This window comes from Lysobacter sp. CA199, from assembly GCF_052078715.1.
Taxonomy (GTDB): Bacteria; Pseudomonadota; Gammaproteobacteria; order Xanthomonadales; family Xanthomonadaceae; genus Lysobacter.
The window spans coordinates 277968-302076 of sequence record NZ_JBQJIL010000001.1 but is presented as its reverse complement, the minus strand read 5'-3'; the positions used below and the strand labels follow the sequence as shown (position 1 = coordinate 302076).

Annotated in this window: 30 protein-coding genes; 25 read left to right on the top strand and 5 right to left on the bottom strand. The window is 63.1% G+C overall.

Annotated elements, in window-relative coordinates; genetic code table 11:
- On the top strand, positions 1-546 hold the full coding sequence (locus ACTOWJ_RS01450) for a DMP19 family protein (RefSeq protein WP_441332792.1): 546 nt from the start codon (positions 1-3) through the stop codon (positions 544-546).
- 91 nt (positions 547-637) lie between these two features.
- Here the strand turns inward: ACTOWJ_RS01450 and ACTOWJ_RS01445 are convergent, their stop codons facing one another.
- The 3 genes from ACTOWJ_RS01445 to ACTOWJ_RS01435 all read right to left on the bottom strand — a co-directional run bounded on the left by ACTOWJ_RS01445 (position 638) and on the right by ACTOWJ_RS01435 (position 4105).
- Entirely contained in the window at positions 638-1264 is a 627-nt protein-coding gene (locus ACTOWJ_RS01445) for a hypothetical protein (protein ID WP_441332791.1), read from the bottom strand.
- Between the two features lie 72 nt (positions 1265-1336).
- Positions 1337-2344 (bottom strand): phage portal protein, encoded by a 1008-nt coding sequence (locus ACTOWJ_RS01440; protein WP_441332790.1) that lies wholly within the window; start codon positions 2342-2344, stop codon positions 1337-1339.
- A complete protein-coding gene (locus tag ACTOWJ_RS01435) occupies positions 2345-4105 on the bottom strand; it encodes a terminase ATPase subunit family protein (protein WP_441333070.1) in 1761 nt (586 codons plus the stop codon).
- 142 nt (positions 4106-4247) lie between these two features.
- Here ACTOWJ_RS01435 and ACTOWJ_RS01430 point away from each other — a divergent pair, with 142 nt between their 5' ends.
- From ACTOWJ_RS01430 to ACTOWJ_RS01370, 13 genes are all read left to right on the top strand, one after another.
- Entirely contained in the window at positions 4248-5087 is an 840-nt protein-coding gene (locus ACTOWJ_RS01430) for a GPO family capsid scaffolding protein (protein ID WP_441332789.1), read from the top strand.
- A gap of 51 nt (positions 5088-5138) precedes the next feature.
- A complete protein-coding gene (locus ACTOWJ_RS01425) occupies positions 5139-6146 on the top strand; it encodes a phage major capsid protein, P2 family (RefSeq protein WP_441332788.1) in 1008 nt (335 codons plus the stop codon).
- A 3-nt stretch (positions 6147-6149) separates the two neighbouring features.
- Positions 6150-6890 carry a phage terminase small subunit gene (gene gpM, locus ACTOWJ_RS01420; RefSeq protein WP_441332787.1) on the top strand — a complete coding sequence of 247 codons (741 nt, stop codon included), beginning with the start codon at positions 6150-6152 and terminating at the stop codon, positions 6888-6890.
- Between the two features lie 112 nt (positions 6891-7002).
- Complete coding sequence (locus ACTOWJ_RS01415) at positions 7003-7476, top strand: head completion/stabilization protein (RefSeq protein ID WP_441332786.1); 474 nt, start codon at positions 7003-7005, stop codon at positions 7474-7476.
- Complete coding sequence (locus ACTOWJ_RS01410) at positions 7476-7685, top strand: tail protein X (RefSeq protein ID WP_441332785.1); 210 nt, start codon at positions 7476-7478, stop codon at positions 7683-7685. The genes ACTOWJ_RS01415 and ACTOWJ_RS01410 overlap by 1 nt, the downstream gene beginning before the upstream one ends.
- Before the next feature lie 7 nt (positions 7686-7692).
- Positions 7693-8091, top strand: coding sequence for a hypothetical protein (locus tag ACTOWJ_RS01405; protein ID WP_441332784.1), 399 nt, complete (start codon positions 7693-7695; stop codon positions 8089-8091).
- The gene (locus tag ACTOWJ_RS01400) at positions 8088-8504 is read left to right on the top strand and encodes a hypothetical protein (protein WP_441332783.1); all 417 of its coding nucleotides are present in this window, start codon (positions 8088-8090) and stop codon (positions 8502-8504) included. Before ACTOWJ_RS01405 ends, ACTOWJ_RS01400 begins: the two co-directional genes overlap by 4 nt.
- Entirely contained in the window at positions 8494-9132 is a 639-nt protein-coding gene (locus ACTOWJ_RS01395) for a glycoside hydrolase family 19 protein (RefSeq protein WP_441333069.1), read from the top strand. Before ACTOWJ_RS01400 ends, ACTOWJ_RS01395 begins: the two co-directional genes overlap by 11 nt.
- A complete protein-coding gene (locus ACTOWJ_RS01390) occupies positions 9129-9674 on the top strand; it encodes a hypothetical protein (RefSeq protein ID WP_441332782.1) in 546 nt (181 codons plus the stop codon). The genes ACTOWJ_RS01395 and ACTOWJ_RS01390 overlap by 4 nt, the downstream gene beginning before the upstream one ends.
- Positions 9671-10108: a phage tail protein gene (locus ACTOWJ_RS01385; protein WP_441332781.1), complete on the top strand. Its 438-nt coding sequence runs from the start codon at positions 9671-9673 to the stop codon at positions 10106-10108. Before ACTOWJ_RS01390 ends, ACTOWJ_RS01385 begins: the two co-directional genes overlap by 4 nt.
- The gene (locus tag ACTOWJ_RS01380; RefSeq protein ID WP_441332780.1) at positions 10105-10566 is read left to right on the top strand and encodes a phage virion morphogenesis protein; all 462 of its coding nucleotides are present in this window, start codon (positions 10105-10107) and stop codon (positions 10564-10566) included. Before ACTOWJ_RS01385 ends, ACTOWJ_RS01380 begins: the two co-directional genes overlap by 4 nt.
- Positions 10567-10667: 101 nt before the next feature.
- A complete protein-coding gene (locus tag ACTOWJ_RS01375; protein WP_441332779.1) occupies positions 10668-12353 on the top strand; it encodes a sensor domain-containing diguanylate cyclase in 1686 nt (561 codons plus the stop codon).
- A 79-nt stretch (positions 12354-12432) separates the two neighbouring features.
- The gene (locus tag ACTOWJ_RS01370; protein WP_441332778.1) at positions 12433-12579 is read left to right on the top strand and encodes a hypothetical protein; all 147 of its coding nucleotides are present in this window, start codon (positions 12433-12435) and stop codon (positions 12577-12579) included.
- A 64-nt stretch (positions 12580-12643) separates the two neighbouring features.
- On the opposite strand, the gene ACTOWJ_RS01365 is transcribed toward ACTOWJ_RS01370, so the two are convergent.
- Together ACTOWJ_RS01365 and ACTOWJ_RS01360 are read right to left on the bottom strand one after the other, a co-directional pair.
- Positions 12644-13390 (bottom strand): hypothetical protein, encoded by a 747-nt coding sequence (locus tag ACTOWJ_RS01365; protein WP_441332777.1) that lies wholly within the window; start codon positions 13388-13390, stop codon positions 12644-12646.
- Positions 13391-13498: 108 nt separating this feature from the next.
- Positions 13499-13924 carry a hypothetical protein gene (locus ACTOWJ_RS01360; protein WP_441332776.1) on the bottom strand — a complete coding sequence of 142 codons (426 nt, stop codon included), beginning with the start codon at positions 13922-13924 and terminating at the stop codon, positions 13499-13501.
- A gap of 187 nt (positions 13925-14111) precedes the next feature.
- Between ACTOWJ_RS01360 and ACTOWJ_RS01355 the strand changes: the two genes are divergently transcribed.
- From ACTOWJ_RS01355 to ACTOWJ_RS01305, 11 genes are all read left to right on the top strand, one after another.
- Positions 14112-15002, top strand: coding sequence for a baseplate assembly protein (locus ACTOWJ_RS01355; protein WP_441332775.1), 891 nt, complete (start codon positions 14112-14114; stop codon positions 15000-15002).
- Positions 14995-15561, top strand: a complete 567-nt coding sequence (locus ACTOWJ_RS01350; protein WP_441332774.1) for a phage tail protein I — start codon at positions 14995-14997, stop codon at positions 15559-15561. The genes ACTOWJ_RS01355 and ACTOWJ_RS01350 overlap by 8 nt, the downstream gene beginning before the upstream one ends.
- A complete protein-coding gene (locus tag ACTOWJ_RS01345) occupies positions 15558-17282 on the top strand; it encodes a tail fiber domain-containing protein (RefSeq protein ID WP_441332773.1) in 1725 nt (574 codons plus the stop codon). Before ACTOWJ_RS01350 ends, ACTOWJ_RS01345 begins: the two co-directional genes overlap by 4 nt.
- Positions 17283-17284: 2 nt before the next feature.
- Positions 17285-17905: a hypothetical protein gene (locus ACTOWJ_RS01340; protein ID WP_441332772.1), complete on the top strand. Its 621-nt coding sequence runs from the start codon at positions 17285-17287 to the stop codon at positions 17903-17905.
- Between the two features lie 84 nt (positions 17906-17989).
- Positions 17990-18562 (top strand): phage baseplate assembly protein V, encoded by a 573-nt coding sequence (locus ACTOWJ_RS01335; protein ID WP_441332771.1) that lies wholly within the window; start codon positions 17990-17992, stop codon positions 18560-18562.
- Entirely contained in the window at positions 18559-18921 is a 363-nt protein-coding gene (locus ACTOWJ_RS01330; RefSeq protein WP_441332770.1) for a GPW/gp25 family protein, read from the top strand. Before ACTOWJ_RS01335 ends, ACTOWJ_RS01330 begins: the two co-directional genes overlap by 4 nt.
- Positions 18922-18929: 8 nt before the next feature.
- The gene (locus ACTOWJ_RS01325; protein ID WP_441332769.1) at positions 18930-20096 is read left to right on the top strand and encodes a phage tail sheath protein; all 1167 of its coding nucleotides are present in this window, start codon (positions 18930-18932) and stop codon (positions 20094-20096) included.
- Positions 20097-20110: 14 nt separating this feature from the next.
- A complete protein-coding gene (locus ACTOWJ_RS01320; protein WP_441332768.1) occupies positions 20111-20623 on the top strand; it encodes a phage major tail tube protein in 513 nt (170 codons plus the stop codon).
- A 52-nt stretch (positions 20624-20675) separates the two neighbouring features.
- On the top strand, positions 20676-21014 hold the full coding sequence (locus ACTOWJ_RS01315) for a phage tail assembly protein (protein ID WP_441332767.1): 339 nt from the start codon (positions 20676-20678) through the stop codon (positions 21012-21014).
- Positions 21015-21022: 8 nt separating this feature from the next.
- Positions 21023-21139: a GpE family phage tail protein gene (locus tag ACTOWJ_RS01310; protein ID WP_441332766.1), complete on the top strand. Its 117-nt coding sequence runs from the start codon at positions 21023-21025 to the stop codon at positions 21137-21139.
- On the top strand, positions 21136-24108 hold the full coding sequence (locus ACTOWJ_RS01305; RefSeq protein ID WP_441332765.1) for a phage tail tape measure protein: 2973 nt from the start codon (positions 21136-21138) through the stop codon (positions 24106-24108). Before ACTOWJ_RS01310 ends, ACTOWJ_RS01305 begins: the two co-directional genes overlap by 4 nt.
- The last annotated feature ends 1 nt before the right edge of the window (position 24109 follow it).

Genomic DNA, 24109 nt, shown 5'->3' with positions numbered 1-24109 from the left:
ATGCAGAACAAACCGGAGCTATTGCTCCCTGATACCATCCTGGAAGATCGCGACGAGATCGCGCAGCATTTTTTCGAGTACATCCACGAATTTGATGAGCGACGCCACTACCCACCTTCCGACGACGTGCCGGAGTTGAACGCCTACTGCGCACTGTATTACGAGTACCGCGTGAACAATGGTGGGCACCGCACGTACGTACTTAGCTCACAGGGGCGCGATAGAATTCGTGAGGCTGCCTTGGCCGGGCTTGACATGGTGGGCGCGACAGAGCAGGCCGGCATTCTTCGTCGGTTGATGGATTGGACGAAGAGAAATCCCGGCGTGGTGGCTATCATCATAGAGGGCAGAATTAGCCGTGAAGATCTCGGACCGCAACCCGAATTGGATCAAATGGATGAGGATTTCTTCCGAATCAACCGGGGCGGCGCCCCGAGCCATTTGATCGCAGATTGGGTGCTTCGACTCCCTGGCCTTAAGGTCGTCACTCAAGATCAATACGACGCGCTGATCAATGGCTATGGCGTAGCGAATTCTGTGAATTGAGCCGCGTAATCGCTTGGATCGATCTGCAACAAGCGAAGGGGCGCCCGAGGGCGCCCCTTCAGCTTGTAGCACAGACCGCAAGCATCGTCCGTCAGTTGACGTCTATCCGTCCGGTTTGCTGCAAGGTATTTTCGAGATGCCCGCGAATGAATGCGAGGGCAGGCCGGCCCATTTGATCTAAGTGGGCTTCATGCGGCATAACGCGGTCCAATAGACGCAGCCCCCGCTGTTCAAAGGCTCTGCAATCGAAGTAAGGCGAAACATTGTCCCGGTACAAGGCGACGCCTTCCGCGTAGTACCCCAAGACTTGGACGTATCGCGGCAGCAGCTTTTTGAACGCATCAATAGTGCCACGCCCCAATTGTCCCCTATCGCTCAAAACATCTCCGAGCGTGAGATTGCCATCTAGGTGCTGCGACTCCATCGCCACAAGATCGTTGCCGATCTCGATCAGCATGCGAACATGCTGGTCCTTCAAATTCGCTTCCGCGACTTGTTCGATTTGGCGATTCTGCATCATGATCGTCAGCGCTAATCCGGCCACGGTCAGAAACGCCAGCAATGGGCCGGCCACGCCGCCAAAGTATGTTCCGAACAAGGCTAAGTGGTCGTGGGTGACCTTGTCGTATGGCATCCCGAGCTTGACGAAGAAGACTGTCGCGCTTACCGCGATAATGCCGAGCGCCACCAGTACAAAAGTTACTGCGATCCAGCGCATACCTGCTCCCGGGTGTGAGTGAACTCATCCGTAGCTTGGTGAAAGTCGAGTGGGCTTGCAAGCATGTCGAGATCAAGTGCCAAGTTCATAAGGCAGGAAACGCACGATTTCGTCGCCAACCCATTCGTTGATGCGGCGAAAGCGCGTTTGCAACGGTATCAGCTCGTTGCGGGCGAACACTCGCGCGGCTTTCTCCACGTCGCCGAACCCGCCCGTATTATTGGGTGGCATGCCCAGCAGCTGCGGCGGCACGCGATGCGCGGCCAAGATGTCGTCCCGCGTCGCGCCCTTAATTCCCAAGAACTCATCGCGGGCGGCAACCTCGCTGATTGGGATGACTTGCACGCCGTCTTTCTTGCCGTTCGGCGAGTACAAGAACAGATTACGGAAATTGCCCACGCCTTTTGCATCCTTGAGCGCTTGGCGCATGGCGTCAATGTCGGCCTGATCCTGGGCCGCATCGTTGACGTACATGATGAAGCCGGCGTGGCTACCGTTGAGGTAATATTTTCGCCGGAACAGCGTCGCCGATTCGTTCAGTAGTGCCGACTGCAACGCGGCCACATACTGCGGCACCCCGTACAATTCCTGATTCAAATCCGGCTCCATCAAGTGGAAGATGGTGCCCGGGACGAATTCGTGTTCGTCTTCCCAGCCGCGATTGAAAAAGTAGTGGCCATCCTCAATGCCGCGTCGGGTATACCGGGCGAGCGCGTGCCGCAGCGAAAGTGGTTTGCCGCTGCGTGCGTTTCGGCGCTCCAAGTAGCCGTTGCCAAGCGCGATCGTATCGAGGGCCAATTTCTCGAATTGCTCACTGCTTAGCAGCCGATGCGGTACGAACGTCGAAACAAGGATGTTGCATTTCGTGTGGATCGCCGACGCGTGATGCGGGCTCGACCGAAAGGCGCGGGCGAGCCCGTCCAGCGACACCGGCGGTTCGTACCATCGACCGACCTTCGCGCATTCGGTGTGCTCCAAGAACCCGCGACTGTCCAGCACCGGCACCGGATCGCCGAACGTGAATGCTTGCGCCTTCGCAGGCATCGTGGCTACGGCATGGGTCGGTTGTGCATCGGTCATTCAAAACATCTCCACGATAGAACGGTTGCGGGCGGTGACGCCCTCTAATGGTTCGTTGTCCAGGGCATGCATCACCGCCCAGGCGAGATCGGCATGGCCGATATCGTCGCTGCGGCTTGCCTCAAAGGTGGCTTGGCGGCCGGTCGCGGTGAGCGTCTTGCGAATCGACATGAACGCCTGTGCCATGTCAGACCACGCCGTATCGAACTCCAATCGGCCACTCGCGATCACGTCTTTGGCTTTGAGCACCATGCGGGTTTTAGTCTCCACCGAGTACGTGATATTTCGTGCGCTGGGGAAGAACTCGCGCACCAACGGAAACACGCCCGCGCCGACACCGGTTGCATCGATGCCGATGTAAGTCACGTTGTACTGCTGCGTGATTTTGCGGATACGTTCGGCCTGAACTTTGAAGTCCATACCGCGCCATTGGTGCTTTTCCAGAATGCGGAATTTCCCGCCGGGGACGATAGGCGGCGCGACTACGACGAGGCCCGCGCTGTCTCCGGTCAGTGCCGGGTCATAGCCGAGCCACACCTCGCGATAGCCGAACGGCCGCATCGCGAAAGGTTTGTAATCTTCCCAGGCTTCGTAAGTGTCAACGAAGCACCGTTGCAACTCGGCAAGCGGAAACACCGATGCGGTGTCGTCCACGAACTCGCACATAAGCAAGTTGGCCCATTCTTCCGGGCTCTTTTCTTGCCGCAGCGCTTCCAAATCGAACAGGTCGCAGCCCAGGCGTGCCGCGTCCATAACCGTGACGATCTGACGCCAATGACCATCCGCACACAGTCGGCCGTCGCGCAGCGCATCGTGCGAGACGTCGATCTTGATGCGTTCGTCGCGCTTGCGCCCCTTGTTGAAGTGCTCGCCGGTCCAGAACGGGTATGCCTCATGGGTGACGGCTGACGGCGTTGAAAAGTACGTCTGCCGCCATTGCTTATGCAGGGCCATGCCGGCCGCGACCTTGCGCAACGTCTCGAACTGGAACGTCCAAAAGTATTCGTCAAAGTACAGGTTGCCGTGATAGCTCTGCGCGGTGCGCATGTTGGTGCCGAGGAAATACAGCGTCGCCCCGTTCGGCATCACAATCGGATCGCCGGTTATGTCCACATCGACCGACTGCGCGAATTCGATGATGTAGCGCTTGAACACGTGCGCCTGCGACTTGCTCGCCGACAGAAATATTTGATTGCGCCCGGTTTCCAGCGCATCCACCAACGCTTCGCGGGCGAAATAGTAGGTTGCGCCGATCTGTCGCGACTTGAGAATGTTGCGGATGCGCTGCGTAAGCGCTTGCTCTCGCCAGACCCGTTGATAGCCGAATAGCTGTCGGTCAAAGGTGGCGATGAGTTGCTGTGTCTGTTCCTCGCTGAATGCATTGCGGATCGGCTTGCGCTTCGGCTTCGCGTTGCGCTTTTCGATGTTTGGATTCAAATCGCATTCATGGCCGCCGGGTTCGCCGTAGCGGCGCACGCGCGCCAATCGCTCGATCTGCCGGCCGAGCAGGTCAATTTCCTTGTAGTCGCTTCCGGTCTTGATCTCTTTGAGCACCAATTGCGAAAGCCGCGTTTCAATCGAAGATTCAATGCGCGCAATCGTCGGTGCATCGTCCCAGCGGTCCCGCTGTTTCCAGCTTTCGACCGTGGTCCGTTTCAGGCCCAGGTGTTTCGCGATGTCAGTAACGCGCCATCCCTGCCAGTAGAAGGCACGGGCGCAGCGGCGTTGATCTTGATTGGGCGCGGTAGTCGGCGATGGCATCTGCACAAGCTAGGTCGCGCGCACGCGAAGGCTGCAACGTCGTGCGGTGTCTATGCGCGTTACACACCGCTGGTGCGTTGGTGCTTTGCATTGGCGAACCGACCATAACCCCATCGAAACCAAACATCGTTCGGGGTCATTGGTGGCAAACAAAAAGTGGTATCGCGTTGCCGTAGAGGGCAACACCTGCGACCGTCGCATCATCGAACGGTCGTGGCTGCTGGACGCGGCGGCGACCTACAACCGCGAAAAGTACGCCGCGCGCATCTGGATTGAACACATTCGCGGTGTCGCGCCCGATTCGCAGTTCGGCGCGTATGGCGACGTGCTCGCGCTGAAGACCGATACCGTCGTGATCGACGGCGAACAAAAGTTGGGCCTGTTCGCGCAGATTCAGCCCACGCCGGCGCTGGTCGGCCTCAACAAGAAAAGTCAGAAGCTCTATTCGTCGGTGGAAATCGACCCGGATTTCGCCAGCAGTGGCCGCGCGTATCTGGTCGGCATGGGCGTGACCGATACGCCCGCCAGCCTGGGCACGGAACTGCTGACCTTCGCGGCGGCCAACCCGGCCGCACACCCATACGCCGCGCGCAAGTTCAACGCGAACACGATCTATACCGCCGCCGAAGCCGTGGCGTTCTCGTTCGACGCGGACGAAGACGAACCGACGCCGCCGGGTGACAGCCTGTTCAACCGGGTCCGTTCGATGCTGACCCGGCGCAGCGCCAACGACGACGCCCGCTATTCAGACGTGAGTCGCGCCGTGGAAACGGTCGCCCAGGCTTCAGCCGATGCAGCCGCACGCGTGATCGAGGGCGAGCGCGCCACCGAAGCGCTCCGCCAGGAATTCGCCGATTACCGCGCAGCCACCGAGACCCGATTTACCGAGATGCACGCGCTGTTGGACGCCACGCCCGATGGCGCACCGCGCCGACCGCCGGCCGCTGGCGGCGGTGACGGCGGCGACGTGACCGACTGCTGATCGTCCACCGCGCCCGCCCTTTCTATTACGCATTCGGAAGCCCATCGGCACATGAAGAACCCCACCCGCATCAAGTTCAATAGTTACTCCGCGACCGTCGCCCAACTGAACGGCGTTGACGATGCCACGAAGTCGTTCAACGTCGCGCCTTCGGTTCAGCAGAAGCTAGAACAGCGCATTCAAGAAAGCTCCAGCTTTCTCAAGTCCATCAACGTTCAGGCCGTGGACGAGATCAAGGGCGAGAAAGTCGGTCTCGGCGTCGGCGGCCCGATTGCGAGTCGCACCGACACCACGCAGGGCGTCCGCGCGACCCGCGATCCGGTTGCGCTGGACAATCGCGGCTATGAGTGTTTCCAGACGAATTTCGACACGCACCTGACTTACGGCAAGCTCGACGCCTGGGCGAAGTTCCCGAACTTTCAGACGATGGTGCGCGACGCCATTCTGAAGCGGTGTGCGCTGGATCGAATCCAGATTGGTTTCAACGGCGAGTCCGTCGCGGCGAATACCGACATTACCAAGTTTCCGTTGCTGCAAGACGTGAATAAGGGCTGGTTGCAGCACTACCGCGAGCAGGCGCCGGCCCGCGTGCTCAAGGACGGCAAGACCGCCGGCACGATCACGGTCGGCCCCGGCGGTGATTTCGAGAATCTGGATGCGTTGGTAATGGATGCCGTCGCCGGCCTGATCGACCCGTGGCATCGCCGTGATACCGGGTTGGTCGCCATCCTGGGCAGCGATCTGCTGCACGACAAGTATTTCCCGATGGTCAACAAGACGCAGCCGCCCAGCGAGCAATTGGCGGCCGATATCGTCATGAGCAAGGAAACGGTGGGCGGCAAGGCGGCGGCGCAAGTCCCCTTCATGCCTGACGACGCGATTCTGATCACGCGTTTCGACAATCTGTCGCTGTACTACCAAGACGGCGGGCGCCGTCGCTACATACAGGAAAACCCGTCGCGCAGCCGCATCGAGAATTACGAATCGTCCAACGAAGCGTATGCGGTCGAGGACTTCGGCTGCGGGTGCCTGATCGAAAACATCAAGATCGTGCGCTGATCCATGTCGCTCGCCCGCCAGCATTTCATGCGCATGTGCGCCGCCGAGGCTTCGGCTTCGGCGGCGCACGGCGAGCCGATTGATGCTAGCGCCTATGAGCTGATGCTCATGCAGTTAGCAGAACATCGCCGCCGCCTCAAAACGGTGCAATCGGTAGAACGCAAAATTGATATGAAGCGGCGCATCTTGCCCGAGTACGCCCCCTGGATTGAGGGCGTGCTCAGTGCCGGGCGCGGCGGGCAGGACATGGTGTTGATGTTTGTCCTGGTCTGGCACATCGACGCGGGCAATTTTGCCGACGCATTGCGGATCGCGGCTTATGCCTTGCAATTCGATCTGGCAATGCCCGACGCGTACCAGCGCACGACGGCGACGGTCATCGCCGAACAAATCGCGGACGCGGCGTTGATCTCGCAGGCCAGCGGCGATGTGTTCGACGTGCGCGTTTTGTCCGAAGCCGAGACGTTGACCCGCGACAAGGACATGCCCGACGAAGTGCGCGCCAAGCTGCATAAGGCGCTGGGCGTGGGCTTCATGACTCGCGCGGGCGAACCGCCGTTCGTTGCCTCACATCGGGAGTCCGCCGAGGCGGCCCGAGACCATTTGCGCCGCGCCTTGCAGTTGCATGACCGCGTAGGCGTCAAGAAAGAACTTGAGCGCTTAGACCGAGCGCTCAGCAAGTCCACCCCACAACCGGGCCCGAACGCAAAGGCACGCGTTACGCGCTCCGCGCGCAAGGCGTAGCCGCTTCGATGGCCCCACCGAGTCGCCCACCCGCGTCACGGCGGCGGGGCGGGAATGCGGACCTCTCTCCCCAAATTCCCGCCCCCCACCGCCGTATTTATCTGGAACGCCCATGAGTAGCTTTATCGCCACCGCACCGGCCGCCACCACGCCGGAAGCGGATCGCTTGGAAAACGATGGTTGGTTTCCCGACCTGTCCCTGACCGCACTGCGCGCTGCCGGCCGCATTGATGGCACCGTGCCGCCTGACCGCTTCCGCGAACTGGCGAAGGCGGCGGCGCTGAGTGTCAACGCCCGGTTACGCGAATTCCGCGCCGGCAACGAGGGCGCCGGTTATCTGTCCCTGGTGTCGGTGCCGTCCTCGCGCATCGGCGGCGAATCGCGCTTGCTGGTGCTGTATCGCCGCGCCGTGGCTTGCCTGTTGAAAGCCGATGTGATCGAACGCTATCCCGACTTCGACAGCACCGGCAGCGGCGAGCGTCGCGCCGAGGAGCAAGAGCCCGGCGCCGACCGTTACCGCCGTGATGCGTCCTGGGCCGTGAGCGATATCAACGGCCTGACCCGAACGGTGGTGGAACTCATCTGATGCGCGCCTATGCCGCCCAGGGCGAGACCTTGGACGCGCTGTGTTGGCGCGTCCTGGGCCGCACGGCGGGCGTTGTAGAGGCCGCCATCGCGGCCAATCCCGGCCTCGCCGATCTAGGGCCGGTGCTTCCGCACGGAACCCCGGTGGATCTTCCCGACCCCGTGGCGCGCACACCTCAAACCCGACCCCTCATCCAGCTTTGGGACTGATCGCCACGTGACGACACCGACCGAACCCCTGTTATCCATTCCGGCGCTGAGCGGCACCGCCGCGGTATCCACCTATGCCGGCGTCGTCGCCTGGACATGGCCGCTGTCGCACGTGGGCGTGCCGGCGGCGGTGTTGTGCATGGCATTCGCGGGCGTGGCCTGCGGGCTGCTGGTTAACCGCCCCGGCGGCCCGCGCTGGCGCATGTACTTACTCGCCCTGGCCTATGCCGTCGTGTCCGCCTGCATCGCCATCGTCGTACCGAGCTTTCCAGGCCTGGACTTCCTGCGATCCGTCGCGCCGGCCCTGGCGCTGCTGGTGGCGTTCTTCTCGCAATCGCTTATCCCCGTTCTAGGCGATGCGCTGGCCGAGCGAATCAAGCGCGAGATCGGGGGTAAGGCCGAATGAAGCTGTTGGAGTGGTTGACCGCCGTGGTCGCGTTGTTTACGGCGCTGGCGATGCTCAAGGACACGTATTTGGGCGAAGACGTGCGCGGCCTGCTGCGCCTGATCCTGCGTGACGCATGGGCCGCGTTCCGAGTCGGCGGATGCCGCGCGATCGATGCCGCCGAGCTGGGCGCCGTGGTGCGGTTTGCCTTGCGCCTGGTCTCACTGGTCGGCGTCGTGGCGGGCGCGGGCGTGGCTGTCGTCTTTCCGGTCCTGGGTGACCCGGTGCCGATGCACGAAGGCGTGTTGCGCGTCTCGCTGTGCATGTTCCTGGCCCTGAACGTCCCGTGCCCCTGGTGGCGGTACATCAACCACGGTCACCCCCGCATCCCCTGTGTTTCGCTTCGGAGCGTTCGCCGCAATGCTGTTCACTGAATCCCAACTCGCCGCCGCCGTGCAATGCCCGCTCGCCCGCGCAGTTCGCTGGCATGAACCGCTGTTGCGCGCCATGCACCGCCACGCCATCACTAAGCCGCGCCGCGTCGCGCACTTCCTCGCGCAAATCGGCCATGAAAGCGGCGGCCTGTTGCGCGTGGATGAAAATCTGAACTATTCGGCGTCGCGCTTGCTGGAAGTGTTTGAGGATCATTTCAGCCCAGCCACGGCGGCGCAGTACGCCGGCCAGCCGGCACGCATCGCCAACCGCGCGTATGCGCTGCGCAATGGCAACGGCGACGAAGCGAGCGGCGACGGCTATCGCTATCGCGGGCGCAGTCCGGTCCACCTGACCGGGCGCGACAATTATCGGTGGATCGCCGGCCAGATCGGCGTACCGCTGGAAGCCGAGCCCGATCTAGCTTTGCAGGTCGAGAACGGCGCGGCCGTCGCCGCCGCGTATTGGAGCGGTCGCGGTCTGAATCTGTTGGCCGACGAAAACGACACGCTGGGCGTGAGTCGCAAACTCAACTTGGGCCGCACCGACACCCGGCGCATTCCCAACGGGTGGGCCGACCGCGCCGCGCGCACGAAAGCCGCGCTGCGCGTCTTCGGGATCGGGCCGTGAGCGGCGCTCTTGCCTGGGAGTTGATTCGGCCGGTGGTTCGGGCCGTCGCATGGCTGCTGATTCTGGTCGCGGTGATCGGTGCCTATGTGGTTATCCAGTCGAGCCGGCTGCGTGCCGCCGACCGCCGCGCCAGCGCGGCCCAGGAACGCGCCCAGCGCGCCGACAACGCCCGCCGCGAGGCTGAGGCCGCCCGCGATCTCGCCCGCGCTGAAGTGCGCGTGGTGACGCGTTACGTGGGCCGTGTGCAGGTCGTGCGCGAGAAAGCCCAAATCATTACCCTAGAGGTTCCCGTGTATGTCTCCCCGAACGCTGACGCCGCTTGCACTGTCCCTGTTGGCTTTGTGCGCTTGCACGACGCCGCCGCCGCGAACGAACCCGCCGGCCAGCCCGCCGGAAATCCTGATGCGCCCGCCGAAGGCGTTGCGCTCTCTGACGTTGCCGCCGCCGTCGCCGACAACTACGCCAGCGCACACGAAAACGCCGAACAGGTGATCGGCTTGCAAGACTATGTGCGCGCCCTGGTCGGACACTGCGGCCGATGAACAAGCCCGCGAGTCTGCGCGCGCATCTCGCGGCGGCCCTGCCGGAACTGGCGACCGATCCCGACCGGCTGTTGGTGTTCGTGGAAGAGGGCAGCGTGATTAGCACCGCCCAGGCGAGCGCGTCGTTTGAACTTCGCTATCGCTTGTCGCTGGTTCTGGTCGATTTCGTCGGCGATGCCGCGCGGTTGTTTCTGGCGGTGCTGCGCTGGGTCGCGGTGCATCAAGTCGAGTTGATCGGCAACCCGGACCGTCGCAGTGATTTAGCCTTTGAAGTGGACGTGATCGACCATGACCGCGCCGATGTGGAAATTCGATTGCCGCTGACCGAGCGCATCGGTGTCGTGACGGCCCCGGACGGTAGCGAGCAGGTCGTGCCGTGGGCGGAACCCGTGTTTGATCCGATGGCTTGGGCGCACGTCATCGAAACCCCATGAGCGATCTGGATGCGCTGGAAGGCTGGGCCGCGCCGCTGATCGCCGCGTTAAGTCCGACTGCGCGGCGCACGCTGCTGCGCGCCGTGGCCGTCGATCTGCGGCGAGCCCAGCAAGAGCGCATCGCACGGCAACAGAACCCCGATGGCAGCGCCTACGTGCCGCGTAGGCCGCAACGCGCCGAACGCGTCGGCCGTGTACGGCGCGGCGCGATGTTCCGCCGCATCCGGCAGGCGCGACACCTCAAAGCCAAGATCACGCCCGATGGCGTGCAGGTTGGCTATCAAGGGCGGGTGGCTCGAATCGCCCGCGTCCACCAAACCGGCGGGCTCGATCCGGCCCGCCCTGGTGGGCCGCTGCTGCGGTATGCCCGGCGGCAACTGCTGGGATTCAGCGAGGCCGACCGCGACCGGCTGCGGGACCGGCTGTTGGCCCATCTGGCGGGCGACGGTGTCAAATAGCGACGGGGCGCCCACTTCCCGAGATAAAGCGTGATCGCGTCCGCGACTCCGAGGACAGGGCTACAGCTATTCTCGCGACGTGAGACAGGGGCCGGGTGGACATGGATCGTTACTTGCGTCGTGCAATGCAAATAGTGTGTTTGTTGCTGGTCACGCTGACTACGGTCGGCGCTGCGCCCATGCCTGCGTTAGAAGTCTCGTTCTTGGCCCCTGCAACGGGTTTCACCGCTGAACGCATCTTGGCCGGCGAAGCGGCCGAGCATTTCGAGCCCGCGTCGTCGGGCGAAGTCGTCATTATGGGAAAAGAGCCGCAATGGCTCCGTGTCGTCGCGCACCGGGATTATCCGCAGCAGTTCGCGCCCAATCTGGTGATGACGCAGCCTTATCGAAAGACGATAGAGGTCTGGCGCCCTGGTGATCACGCCCCCCTTCGTCGCGCCACTTATGGCGCGGATGCGGACTTGAATCATTCCACGCTGTTTCACGTCATCCCGCTCCCGAACGGATTGCGGCGAGGTGACGTGATATATCTGCGCGCGAAAGCAGTTGATGTGCGGCCATCGCGATTCACGATTGAATCGGCCGCTTATGTGCATCGCATGGATATGACGTTCGGGCGTGCGCGAACCTTCGTGCTTACGTCTCTGAGTATCGTTGCGGTCCTCGCCTTGGGTTTTGGCGTGAGTCTGCGGCAGCGGGGTTATGCCTATCTGGCGCTGACCTTGGCGGCCCAAGCCGTAACGCTCGCTATCGAGGGCGGCGAAGTCCGTGAATTTGCGTGGCTGGTGTCGGTTGCGCAAGACCATCGAACTAATATCTTGCTGAACACAACAGCGACGCTCGCAAGTGTTCGGTTCTTGATGTTCTTCCTGAGTATTCCGCCGCTGCAACCGCGCATCGCGAAGGTGCTTAACGCGTGCAGCGTCGTCTTCCTGGCATTGATTGCCGTCTCAACGGTCCACGTATGGTATGCGTCGGCGATGATTGGCAACGTGACGTTGCTGGTCGCGATTGTTTCTGTGTTCAAGGCGATTCTTCATGCGCTGCACATGCGGCAACGCGAAGCGTTCTTCCTGCTGCTGGCTTGGACGCCGCTAATGGTCGTGGCGGTAATCCGCGTGGGCGGATTGCAAGGCTGGCTGCCCATCTTTGATTGGGTAGAGTTCGCGCTCCCGTTCACCATGACCGTTGGCGGGTTGGGTCTGCTATTCGGCATGACCGACAAGCTGCGGCAACTCAGGCGCGAAAATGAAACGGCGCGTCATCGGGCGACGCACGACGGTTTGACGGGCGTACTGACGCGCAGTGCGCTCGATGATGCGATGCACGCGGCGACCGAGGCCGCGCATACCACGGGCCGCCCCCTGTCCGTCGTGTTCTTCGATATCGATCATTTCAAGCGCGTGAACGACGACAACGGCCACGCGACGGGTGATGAAGTGCTGCGCATTGTGGCGCTGCGGACACTCAATCGCCTCCGCCCGTTCGACGTGTTCGGCCGCTACGGCGGCGATGAAATGCTGGTGGGCTTGCCGGGGGCTACACTGGATGAAGCGGTGTTGATCGCTGAACATGTGCGCGGCGCAGTGTCCGGCTCCCCGATATCCATCGATGGGCGCCGGCTGGAAGTCGGTATTAGTATGGGGGTTGCACAACTCCGAGAGGGCGAAACGTTGGGGGCGCTGTTGCGCCGCGCCGATATCGCCCTGTATCAAAGCAAGGCGCAAGGACGCGGCCGGGTCACCGGGTCCGATCTGCAAACGCCTACGCAGCCCTTTACCGCTTGAGCGGAACAGAGCGCGGCGTCTCAGTCCGCCCGGCGCGCTTCACTATTCTGAAAGTTCCATCCGCCTGACTGAGTACGCCATGAAACGCAAAATCACCCTCGCTCTCGCCGCTGCGCTGTTTGCGTTGCTCTGCACTGCCTGCGCCCCGCCCAATAGCCCGGCCGATCTGCATCCCGAAGCGCACGCCGCGCTTTCGCAGGCATCTCACGCCTTACGCGCACCCTGACGGCGTAGAGATCGAGATAGAAGACGCCCGGCCTAATGGCCGGGCGCTGAGTCGTGCGCTTTCATCACACGTCGAGCGCTTTGGTCGTCTTTCGCTCTTTCGCGCGCAAAATTGCCTTGCTGAGAATGTCGCCTGCACGATCGAACTGCGATTTTGTCGCGAAGTAGACCACCGCGCCAACACCAAATCCGGTAAGCAGAGCAGTGATGGCAACTACGAGGTAGGGCGGCGAGGTAAATCCCAGCGCAATCGCCGCGAGATTCAAAGTGCTTGTTACTGCGGCTGTTGTGATGCCCACCATCTGCGACTTGAAGGTTGCGCGCACCGATTGCGCGGCCAAATCGATCTTTGCCTCTTCCAGCTCAAGCATGCGAACCGGTGCGAGACGATGCAGGGTGATTTCGTCCAACACTCGCAAGTCATCAATCACGTTTGCTTGTACGTCGGTAATCGTCAGCCTGCCGTATTCGCGTATCCGATACGCTGCGCGAGCCAGTGCCGCCAATCCAATAACGGCACCTGCCGCTACCCACACGCCAGAAGCGAGCGCGTACGGGCGCAACACATCTCTTTCCACGTCGAAAAGAACGTGGAGCGCTGCACTCCCATAAACACCAATGAGGCCGGGGATGCATGCGATTGCAAATTTTGTCACGCCCTTGTGTAGTCTGGCGCCAGCGCTGCGTTCAAACGACTGCCTGTCGTTAAACGCAATGTCGTTCATCAGTTCCTGAATCCTTGGCATGGTGGGCCACTGAGGACGAGGTGCAATCTCCGTCGATACATCGAACGTCGCGATTGTTTTGTTCATATGCGCTCCTTTGCGCGTGTGCCGACAGTCGGCGAGTTGATCGTGCGCCAAGGCTACGGACGCCGCAATGACCACTTTTTGAGGAAAGTTTTTTGCCGCGTCGGGGTTTCATTTCACCCGCCGCCGGTATCCCCATCGCGGCAACGCGGCTATCTCGGCCAAGACCGCCGCCAGACCGTCGTCATCACGCGATGCCAGTTCGTCGGGCTTTGTGTCCTGAATGCGTGTGTCTACTTCCCAGGCGCCGCGGTTACGCCCTAGTGCCAGATCGGCGGCGCGGCGATAGGTTTGGTGACGTGAGTTGCGCACATGGGCGAGGTGCCAGCGCATGAAAACGTCCGGCAGCGCCCGCCTGTCGCTCGCCGCGACCTTCTCGGGATTGCTGGGTATGTACTCGCTCGCATCGATCACCCGTGCGGCGGCAGTCAGAAGCCATGCCGTATCGCGGACAAGGTCGGCCCGCTCTTGGGGCGTCCGCTTAACGCGCTCGCCCAATTCCCTTGATCGCGACAGCAATCGGTCGGCGAGTTCCAACAAATCCGCCTCAAGCTATGGATTGCGCGGTTCGTGCTGCATCGCGGTCACTGCTGGTTCGTTACGGCCGGAGTCTACGCCCGGTCGTCTCACGCGGTGAGAATGTAAAAGCCGCATACACGCTTGACCTTGCTCGGGGAATCCCCGTGCGCGCGCGAGCCTGTCCGAAGTTCAAACCGGACCGGCCATGTCTACCTTTACCGCCGTCGATCTGTCCCGCCTGCCGCCGCCTGCGGTGGTTGAACCGCTGGACTATGAAACGATCCTGGCGCGTCGCATCGCAAAATTTCGTTCGCTCTATCCCGCGCACGACACGCTCGCAGACTCTGATCCGACGATCATTCACTTACAGGAGAACGCATATCAGGAACTGATATGGCGTCAACGCGTCAACGATGCCGCGAAGGCCCGCATGTTGGCGTACGCCACCGGTAGCGATCTGGATCACATCGCCGCCCGCGACAACCTGTTGCGTTACGTGTTGGACCCCGGCGACCCGCCGCGCGGCATTCCGCCCACCTACGAGAGCGATGCGGACTTCCGCCGCCGCGTGCAATTGGTGCCCGAAGGGTTTTCCGTCGCTGGGCCGGAAGGCGCGTACATCTTCCATGCGCTGAGCGCCGATCCCAACGTGCTCGACGCCAGCGCGACCAGTCCCGCACCCGGCGAAGTGCTGGTGACCGTGCTCGCCCGCGAAGGCGATGGCACGGCGTCGCAGGCCCTGGTGAGTGCGGTGGAGCGGGTCTTGACGGATGACCGAATTCGGCCGTTGACGGACTACGTCAAAGTGCAGTCTGCGCACATCGTGCCGTTTGAGGTGCGCGCGACGGTTTACACCTTCGCCGGACCCGATGCGTCGCTGGTTATTGAGGAGTCCATAAAGCGCCTGCATCGCTATGTAGAAGAGTCGCACCGGCTGGGCCGCGACGTGCCGAAGTCGGGCCTATATTCGGTCCTGCATTCCGAAGGCGTGCAGCGCGTGGAACTGCATTCGCCCGCCGCCGATATCGTGATCGATCGGACGCAGGCTTCGCACTGCACCGTGGTTGACGTTCGCGTGGGCGGCATAGATGAATAGTCTGTTGCCGCCGAACGCGTCCGCGCTGCAACGAGCGCTAGAAGCCACCAACGCCACTATCGCGGATGTGCCAATCCCGTTGCGCGAGTTGCAAGATGCAGACCTGTGCCCGCTGCCTCTGCTGCCGTGGTTGGCGTGGGAACTATCAATTGATTCGTGGAAGCCCTATTGGGCCGAACACGTCAAACGTGCTCGCGTGCGTGTCGCCATAGATATTCAGCGGCGCAAGGGCACCGTGCAAAGCGTGCTCGATGTGGTCGCGGCCTTCGGCGGCGCCGTAGCGCTGCGCGAATGGTGGCAGTTGGAGCCGAAGGGTCGGCCGCACACCTTCGACGTGCAACTCACGATTTCCGGTGATGGCGGATCGCCACCGAGCCGCGAACTGATTGCGGACGTGATCGCCGAAATCGAACGCACCAAGCCGGTGCGTTCGCACTTCACCTTCACGCAGGGCGCCTATGCAACCGGCGGCGTCGGCGTCGTAGCGGCTGGCCGCGTCGCGGCGTATCGCCGTATCCAACTCACCGCCATTGAACCCCAGGAGTCCCCCAACCCGTGAGCGGCCTTTTCATCACTGTGACCGATGCCGGGTTTCGCGCCCTGGTCAATTCGACCAACACCGGCAGTCGTGCCGTAAGCATCACCCATATCGGCTTGTCGGCCGCTAGCTTCACGTCAAACCCGGGCATGGTCGCCATGCCGGGCGAGTTCAAGCGCCTGACGACCTTCGGCGGCGCCGCCGTCGCCAAAGATACGCTGCACCTGTCCATTCGCGATGACGGCCCCGAGGCGTACAGCATGCGGGCGTTCGCGCTGTATCTGGACGATGGAACCTTGTTTGCGCTCTACAGCCACGGCGACGTGCTGATGAACAAGGATGCCGCGATTTCCATGATTCTGACCACGGACATTCGGTTCCAACGCATCGACGTGACGACCCTGGTGTTCGGCGATAGCGTCTGGCTGAATCCGCCCGCGACGGAAACCGTGCAAGGCGTTGTGGAACTGGCCGACCGCGCAGAGGCTATCGCCGGTCTCGACCGCACGCGCGCCCTGACGCCGTCCGGTGCTAAAGCGATGATGGATGCACGTTTGGGCGAGAACGCGCCGACCGCGTTCGTCAAAACGCTTCTATCGGCGGCAACAGCGCTGGTGCTGCGTACTTCGTTGGGCCTGGGCTCGGCGTCGGTGCGCAACGAAGGTGCCGGTAACGGCCTGGATGCCGACAAGCTCGACGGTGAACACGGCGCCTTCTATCGGGATTACAACAACATGACCAACGTGCCGGGCACATTCCCGCCGAAGAATCATCGGCACGCATGGGCCGATCTGGACGGCGTGCCGGACACGGCCAGTCGAAATCCGACGTTCGAGGAAGTCACCGGCAAGCCCGAGACGTTCAAGCCCTCGCCGCACTCCCATGCAATCGCCGATGTGAGCGGCCTGCAAACCGCGCTCGACAACCGCGCCAATAAATCGCACCAACACGATGGCGCCGACATTTCCGGACGCCTCGGCGGCGTCGCGAAGACTATCGGCGATTGGAACACGGCGACTGAAAACGGTTGGTATATGGCTGCAAGTGCGGCCAATGGACCGGTGGGGGATTGGCTTATCGGGGAAGTGGTACAGCACAACAACGATTGGCAGACGCAAACCGTTTGGACGTTCTCGACTAACTTCCGCAACATCTGGCGCCGGCAAAAGGTGGGCGGAACGTGGACCGGCTGGGAGCGTTGTCATCTGCATGAAAGCACCCTGGACGGGCGCTATGCAGTTCGCGCCACCGATGCGGGCTTCCGCGATATTTACGCGGATCGTGGCGACGGAACCGGCGTGATCTTCCTCAACAGCGCCCGAAACCGATACCTGTATTGGGATGGGCAGAACTACATTTTGAACGAAGGTCCGGTGAACATGCCCGGCGGCCTGAACACCGGCTCATCGCGCCATCTGAAAACGGACCTGCGCGCCTTGCCCTACGGTTTGGCCGAGGTGGAACGTATCCGGGTGAAGGTGGGTCAGTACAAGACCGAGTTTCAAAGCGACGGGCGCAGGCGTTGCTTCGTCATCGCCGAACAGCTTGCGCCGATCATCCCCGAGGCCGTCCGCGCAAAGTCGGTGCTGTTCAAGGGCAAGCGCTACGCCGCCGTCGAATACATTCAGTTGATCCCGGTGCTGATTCGCGCCGTGCAGCAGTTGTCCGCGTTGGTCCGTCGCCTGACTCGACGGGTGGACGGGATGCACCGCCGCCTGAGCAAACTGGAACGGAGCGCGTAGCCGTGGCGACTCTGATCAAGCACCAAGGAATTCCGTTTGAGGATTTGTTCGACCCGGACATCATCGGTGATGGTCCCATCGCGCATCGCTGCACGCACAACGGGCAGCCATTGCGATTCGCGCATATTCAGTACGGCGCCAAGCGCGCCGACGTGAATTTTCGGGTGAACAATTTGGACGTGTCCAATTTATGGGCGGCGAAGGGCACCGCCTCGTATGTGAGCGATGGCGGCTTTGGTGGCAGGCTCCGAGCATCGGACGTCGGTTATCCGTCCGCGAAGGCGACCGCCACGTTTTCGTTCAATGCGGACGGCTCCACAACGTGGAAGTCGGAAACAGGCGGCGGCCAGGGCGGCGGCACTTGGACACGTTCGCAGCCGGGCGAGTACGACATTCTGTTTACCCAGGTCGCCGCCAACGTCGAAGGCTTTTTGCAGGGAACGCTAAACGCTTGGCTACCGCTGACGGAATCGCGGTGGGTCGCGCTGACCGTGAGTGCTTCGCGCGGTCGCCAAGCCACCGCCACGCGCACCGTGCGTGCGCAGATTCGACGCCGACAGGATGGGCGAATCTGGATGGATAAGACGATGGAGTTCTATTGCACGGTGGCTTCGGACGGCTGATGCCGTCGTCGGCGCGCAGCGTGTAACGCGCTTACACGCTTGCGCTTTCGTGAGCGCACGTCCCGTGCGCCCGATCCTGTCGGTATGCAATCCAACGCCGACATTCTGCGCAAACTCGCGAACATCATCCGACTCGGCACCGTAGCCGAAGTGGATCACGCCACCGCGCGGGCGCGTGTCTCGTCGGGCGACTTGTTGACCGACTTCCTGCCGTGGAGCGCGGGCCGGGCAGGGCACCGCTCGCAGTGGTCGCCGCTGAGCGTGGGCGAGCAAGTCATTCTCGTGTGTCCGCAGGGCGACACGACCGGCGGTTTCATTCTCGGCGCGTTCTATAGCAAAGCCAACGGCGCCCCCGAGGCGTCCGCCCACAAGCACGTCACGCGTTACCGCGATGGGGCGCTGATCGCTTACGACGACGAAGCGCACGCCTTGTCCGCGACGCTTCCCGGTGGCGGTACGGCCACCGTATCGGCCGATGGCGGCCTGACGATCAACGGGCCGGTGACGATCAACGGCGCCGCGACCATCAACGGCAATGTGTCCATCGATGGCAAGGCCGACGCGACGGGCGACGTTACCGGGGCAGGGGTGAGCCTTACGAAGCACCCGCACGGCGGCGTGCAGACCGGCGGCGGCAAGTCGGGGCCGCCGGTATGACGGGCATGGACCGCGCCACCGGTCGCGCGCTCGATGGCGATGCGCATCTGCGCCAATCCGTCGCCGACATTCTCACGACTCCGCTAGGTACGCGCGTGATGCGCCGCGACTACGGGTCGCAGTTGCCGGAGTTGATCGACCAGCCGTTGAACGAAGCCACGCGCACGCGGTTGTTCGGCGCCACGGCGACCGCGTTGCAGCGGTGGGAGCCGCGCTTGCGGTTGCGCCGCGTCCAGTTCACCGCAGGACTGACGCCCGGTTCCTGCGTGCTGCACCTCACCGCCGACCGAATCGACCCCAGCGGCCGACGTGCGCCGGTCGCGCTGAATGTCCCCCTTTCCCTTCGTTTGTCCCGTTAGGAGTTCTCTTGGCTGACTACCACCACGGCGTGCGCGTCGTAGAAACGCAGGGCGGTGCGCGCACCGTTCGTACCATCTCCACGGCCGTCATCGGTGTGGTCTGCACATCGAACGATGCGGATGCCGTCGCATTTCCGATGAATCGGCCGGTGCTGCTGACCGATGTGCGCCGCGCGATCGGCAAGGCCGGCGCCAACGGCACCTTGCGCCCCACGTTGCAGGCCATCGCCGACCAATGCAGCACGCCGACCGTGGTCGTGCGCGTGCCGACCGGCAGCGATGACGCGGCTACGACCAGCGCCGTCATTGGTAGTTCCGACGGCGGCAGCTTCACCGGCCTGTATGCGCTACTGGCCGCACAAGCGCAGCTCGGCGTGCGCCCGCGCATCCTGGGAGCGCCCGGCGTGGATACACAGCCCGTGGCCGTAGCGTTGGGCGTGATCGCAAAGAAGCTACGCGCGATGGCGTATATCAGCGCCGCCGCGAGCGGGACCAAAGAAGACGCGGTGCTGTATCGCAAGAATTTCGCTCAGCGAGAATTGATGGTGATATGGCCCGACTTCGTTGCTTGGGACACCGCCAGCAGCACGACGCAACCGGCGTATGCGACCGCCCGTGCGCTTGGCCTTCGCGCTCGCATCGATCAAGAGCAGGGTTGGCACAAATCACTGTCCAACGTGCCGGTGGCCGGCGTTACGGGCCTGTCGCGCGATGTGTTCTGGGACTTGCAAGACCCGAGCACGGACGCGGGCTATCTCAACGCCAGTGACGTGACCACGTTGGTCAACTTCAAAGGGCATCGCTTCTGGGGCTCGCGCACATGCAGCGACGATCCGCAATTCGCGTTTGAGTCGTATGTGCGCACCGCGCACGTCATCGCGGACACGTTCGCCGATCTGGCAGCGACCTATGTGGACGCGCCAATGTCGCCGACGCGAGTACGCGACATGATCGATGCCATGAACGCGCAGTTCCGCATGTGGAAGACCGGCGGCTATTTGTTGGGCGGCGATTGCTGGTTCGATCCCGACATGAACCTAAAAGAGTCGTTGTCCGCTGGAAAGCTCGCGCTCGCGCACCGCTATACCCCGGTGCCGCCGATGGAAGACATCACGCTCAATCAATCCTTCACCGACGTGTATTTGGCTGATTTCGCCAGCCGTCTTGTCGCCTGAGCCCCGGAGACTTCATGGCCCTTCCCGCAACACTCAAGAATTTTCTTCTGTTTCACAACGGCGTGAGCTTTCTCGGCCAAGTCAACGAAGTCACGTTGCCGCCGCTCGCGCGCAACATGACGCCGTATCAGGGCGGCGGCATGTCCGGCGCGGTCGATATCGATAACGGCCCCGATGGCGTGATGGAGTTCGATTGGAAGTGCGGCGGCATCGTGGTTGATGTGCTGCGCCAGTACGGCGAGACCCGGCACGACGCCGTGCAGCTTCGTTTCGCTGGTGCGTACCAACGCGACGACACCGCCGAAGTGCTCGCCATCGAAATCGTGGCGCGTGGCCGGCATAAGGAAATCACGATGGGCTCGGCCAAGATCGGCGATCAAACCGAGTTCTCCGTAAAGACCACGTGCAGCTATTACAAGCTCACGGTCAACGGCGTGACTCTGATCGAAATCGACCGCATGGCGATGATTGAAATCGTCGGCGGCGTTGACCGGCTCGCGCAGCAGCGCGCCGCGCTCGGCCTGTAATCCACGCCCGGCGCAACGCCGGGCCGCTCTCACCACGCCCTAAGGATCGTTCATGCCCAAGACCACCCCGGCCGAGATTTCGGCCGTCCAGCCCGTGCCGGTTCGCACAGCCGATATCACCTTGGAAACCCCGCTGAAGCGCGGCGATTCCGAGATCACAGTGGTCACCGTGCGCCGACCGGTGTCCGGCGAACTGCGCGGCCTGTCGATGCTCGATCTGATGCGCATGGAAATCGACGCCGTGCAGAAGGTGCTTCCGCGCGTCACCGTGCCCACGCTTACCGCGTTCGACGTGGCGCAGTTGGACCCGGCCGATACGGCGCAATTCGGCATGGCGATCACCGATTTTTTTCTGACGAAGGCGCAGCGGGAAGTCTCCCCGACTGCGTAGAAAACGCGATGGCGGATATCGCCGTCGTGTTCGGTTGGTCCCCGGTCGAGATGGGGGCTCTCTCTCTTAGTGAACTGATGGCGTGGCGCGAACGTGCGCGCGTGCGGAGCGGTGCGGACGAATGAGCGGCGGCGATCTTGCGTTGAAAGTGCGACTGGACCTGCTGGACCGCGCCACGGCGCCCATGCGCAAGATTGCCGCCGCGAGCCAGGGCGCCGCACGCGCGCTTCGCGAAACGCAAGCGCAACTTAAAGAGCTTGAGCGCAAGCAACAGCAGATTGCCGGCTTTCGCCGGCTCAAGAATGACGCCGACGCCAGCGGCCAAGCGCTGAAGGCTGCGCACCAACGCATGGCCGCGTTGCGCGGACAGATGGACGGGAGCGAGGCCGCCAGCGGCAAGCTGGCGCGCGCCTATGCGCGTGCTGAGCGCGAGACGGCCAAGCTGCGGTCCGCGCACCTGGGCGCGTTGCGCGTGCTGAAAGAGGCCAAGGGCGGCCTCGCGTCGGCGGGGATCGAGGTCAAGCGCCTGGGCGATCACGAACGGCATCTGCGGCAAGAGATGGCGCAGACGACGCAACGCATTGCCGCACAGCGCGAACAATTGAATCGCCTTGCCCAGCAAGCGCGACGGACACAAGCCGCGCAGCAGCGCATGGGAAGGATGCAGCAGCAGGCCAGCGCGGCGGCCAGCGCGGGCGCGAGCCTGGGCGTTGCTGGCGCCGCCACCGCCGCGCCGATCTTGTTCGCCGTCCGGGCTTACGCGTCATTTGAAGATGCGATGACGGGCGTTGCGCGACAAGTGGACGGCATGCGCGACAAGGTGGGTCGCCTGACGCCGCTGTATTACTCGATGGGCCGCGAACTGCAAAAGTTGTCCGAGGACTTGCCCGGCACCGCCGAGGAACTGGCGGCGATTGCCGAAGCAGCGGCGCGCATGGGCATCAAGGGCGAGAAAGACATTCTCGCCTTCACCAAAACCGTTTCGGTCATGGCCGACGCGTTCAACCTGCCCACCGACGAAATCGGCGAAAGCATGGGCAAGCTGCGCAGCCTCTACAAAGTGCCGATTGGCAGCATCGAAGAATTGGGCGATGCGATCAATTACCTAGACGATAACGCGCAGTCCCAAGGCCGCGACATCATCGACGTGATGCAGCGCCTGGGCGGTGTTGCCGACAAGCTCAATTACCGGCAGGCGGCGGCGCTGGGCAGCACGTTTCTTTCGTTGGGCAGCGCGCCCGAGGTTGCGGCGAGTGCAGCGAACGCTATGGTGCGCGAATTGGCCGTGGCGACAATGCAGGGCAAGCGCTTCCAAAACGGATTGCGCGCCTTGAGCCTGGACGCGGATGCGTTGCAGCAAGGCATGGTGACCGACGCGCAGGGCACGATTAAGCGCGTGCTTGCGGCAATCAAACAACTGCCGGGCAAAGATCAACTCACGGTCACGACCCAGCTTTTCGGCAAGGAATTCGGCGACGACGCATCCAAGCTCGCGAACAATCTGGACGAGTACGAGCGGCAAATTAAGCTGACCGAAGACGCGCGGGCGCTGGGTTCGTCCCAGCGCGAAGCCGCCGCCCGCGCCAACAACCTGTCCGCGATCTGGGCGAACGCCAAGGACACCGGCCGCAATTTCGCCGCCGATGCCGGCGCGCTTCTGGCGCCGAACCTGCGCGAGATCGGCGACCGCCTCAAGGGCATGACGCAATCCGCCCGGGCCTGGATCGCGGCCAATCCTGCGATGGCCGCCGGCCTGGTCAAAGCGGCCGCGGCTGGCGCCGTCATGCTGACCGTGCTGGGCGGCCTCGCCCTGGTGCTGGCGGGCATCCTGGGGCCGCTCGCCGTGATCCGGTACGGGCTGACCAGCCTGGGCCCGGCACTGACTCAGGCGCAGACCGCATTGAGCGGCCTGGGGGCGCGCGTGCTACCGCTGGTCGCAAACGCCGGCCGCGCCCTGTTGCCGATCCTGGGCGGCCTGTCTGCGCCCGTGCTCGCGCTTATCGCCGTGCTGGCTGCGGTCGCGGTCGTCGTCTGGAAATACTGGCAACCGATCAAGGCGTTTTTGGTTGGTCTGTGGGCGGACTTCACCGACGCGTTGCGCCCGGTGCTGGCGGAACTGGCGCCGCTGGGTGCCGCGCTGGCGGACGCCTTGGCGCCGTTGCGTCCGCTGTGGGAAGCCGTGGGCGGTGCGCTGGCCGTGGTGTGGGGCTGGATGCGGGATCTGTTTACCCCGTTTCAGGCCACAGCCGACCAGCTCGCCGGAGCGACCGAGAACGGCCGTGCGTTCGGCGCGGTGCTTGGCGCCGTCGTTGCCGGGCAGGTCCGCGCTGTCATCGCCGTACTGTCCACGCTCGCCGGTTGGCTCAAGACGGTGATTGCGTATTCGCCGCTGGGATTGATCGCGGCGAACTGGGACGGACTGCGCGGCTACTTCGGCGCGCTGTGGGGCGCGGTGCAAGGCATCGTGCGGGGCGGATGGAATGCCGTCATCGGCGTGTTCACGGGCGACGGGGCACGGCTGCGCGATGGCTTGGCGTCGCTGTGGAACGGCATCAACACGGTATTGATGGGCTGGCCTGCGCGGTTCGCGGCGTTCGGCGGTGATCTGATCCAAGGGCTTATCAATGGCGTGCTCGGCCGCCTCGACGCGCTCAAAGCCGCGATGACCAACGTCGCCGGCAACGTGGCGGGCTGGTTCGCAAAGCGTCTGGACATTCGCAGCCCGTCGCGCGTGTTCGCGCAATTCGGCGATCACACGATGGCCGGCCTTGCTGTGGGTTTGGACCGAAGCCAAACCGCGCCGCTTGCCGTGCTCTCGCGCCTCACGTCCGGGATGCAGCGAGCCGGCGCCGCGTTGGCGGTGGGGGCGGTAACGGCATCGCCCGCCGTGGCGATCGATCAACGCCCACCCGTGACCGCGCGAGCGTGCGCACCGCAGGCGAGTGCGCCGGCCGCGCCGGTCGTGATCCACATCCACGTGAGCGATTCCGCCAAGGGCGAGGAAATCGCGGCCGCCGTGCGCTCCGAACTGGCGCGGATTGAACGCGAACGTTCGGCGCGGCAGCGCTCCACCTACACCGATTACGACGACTGAC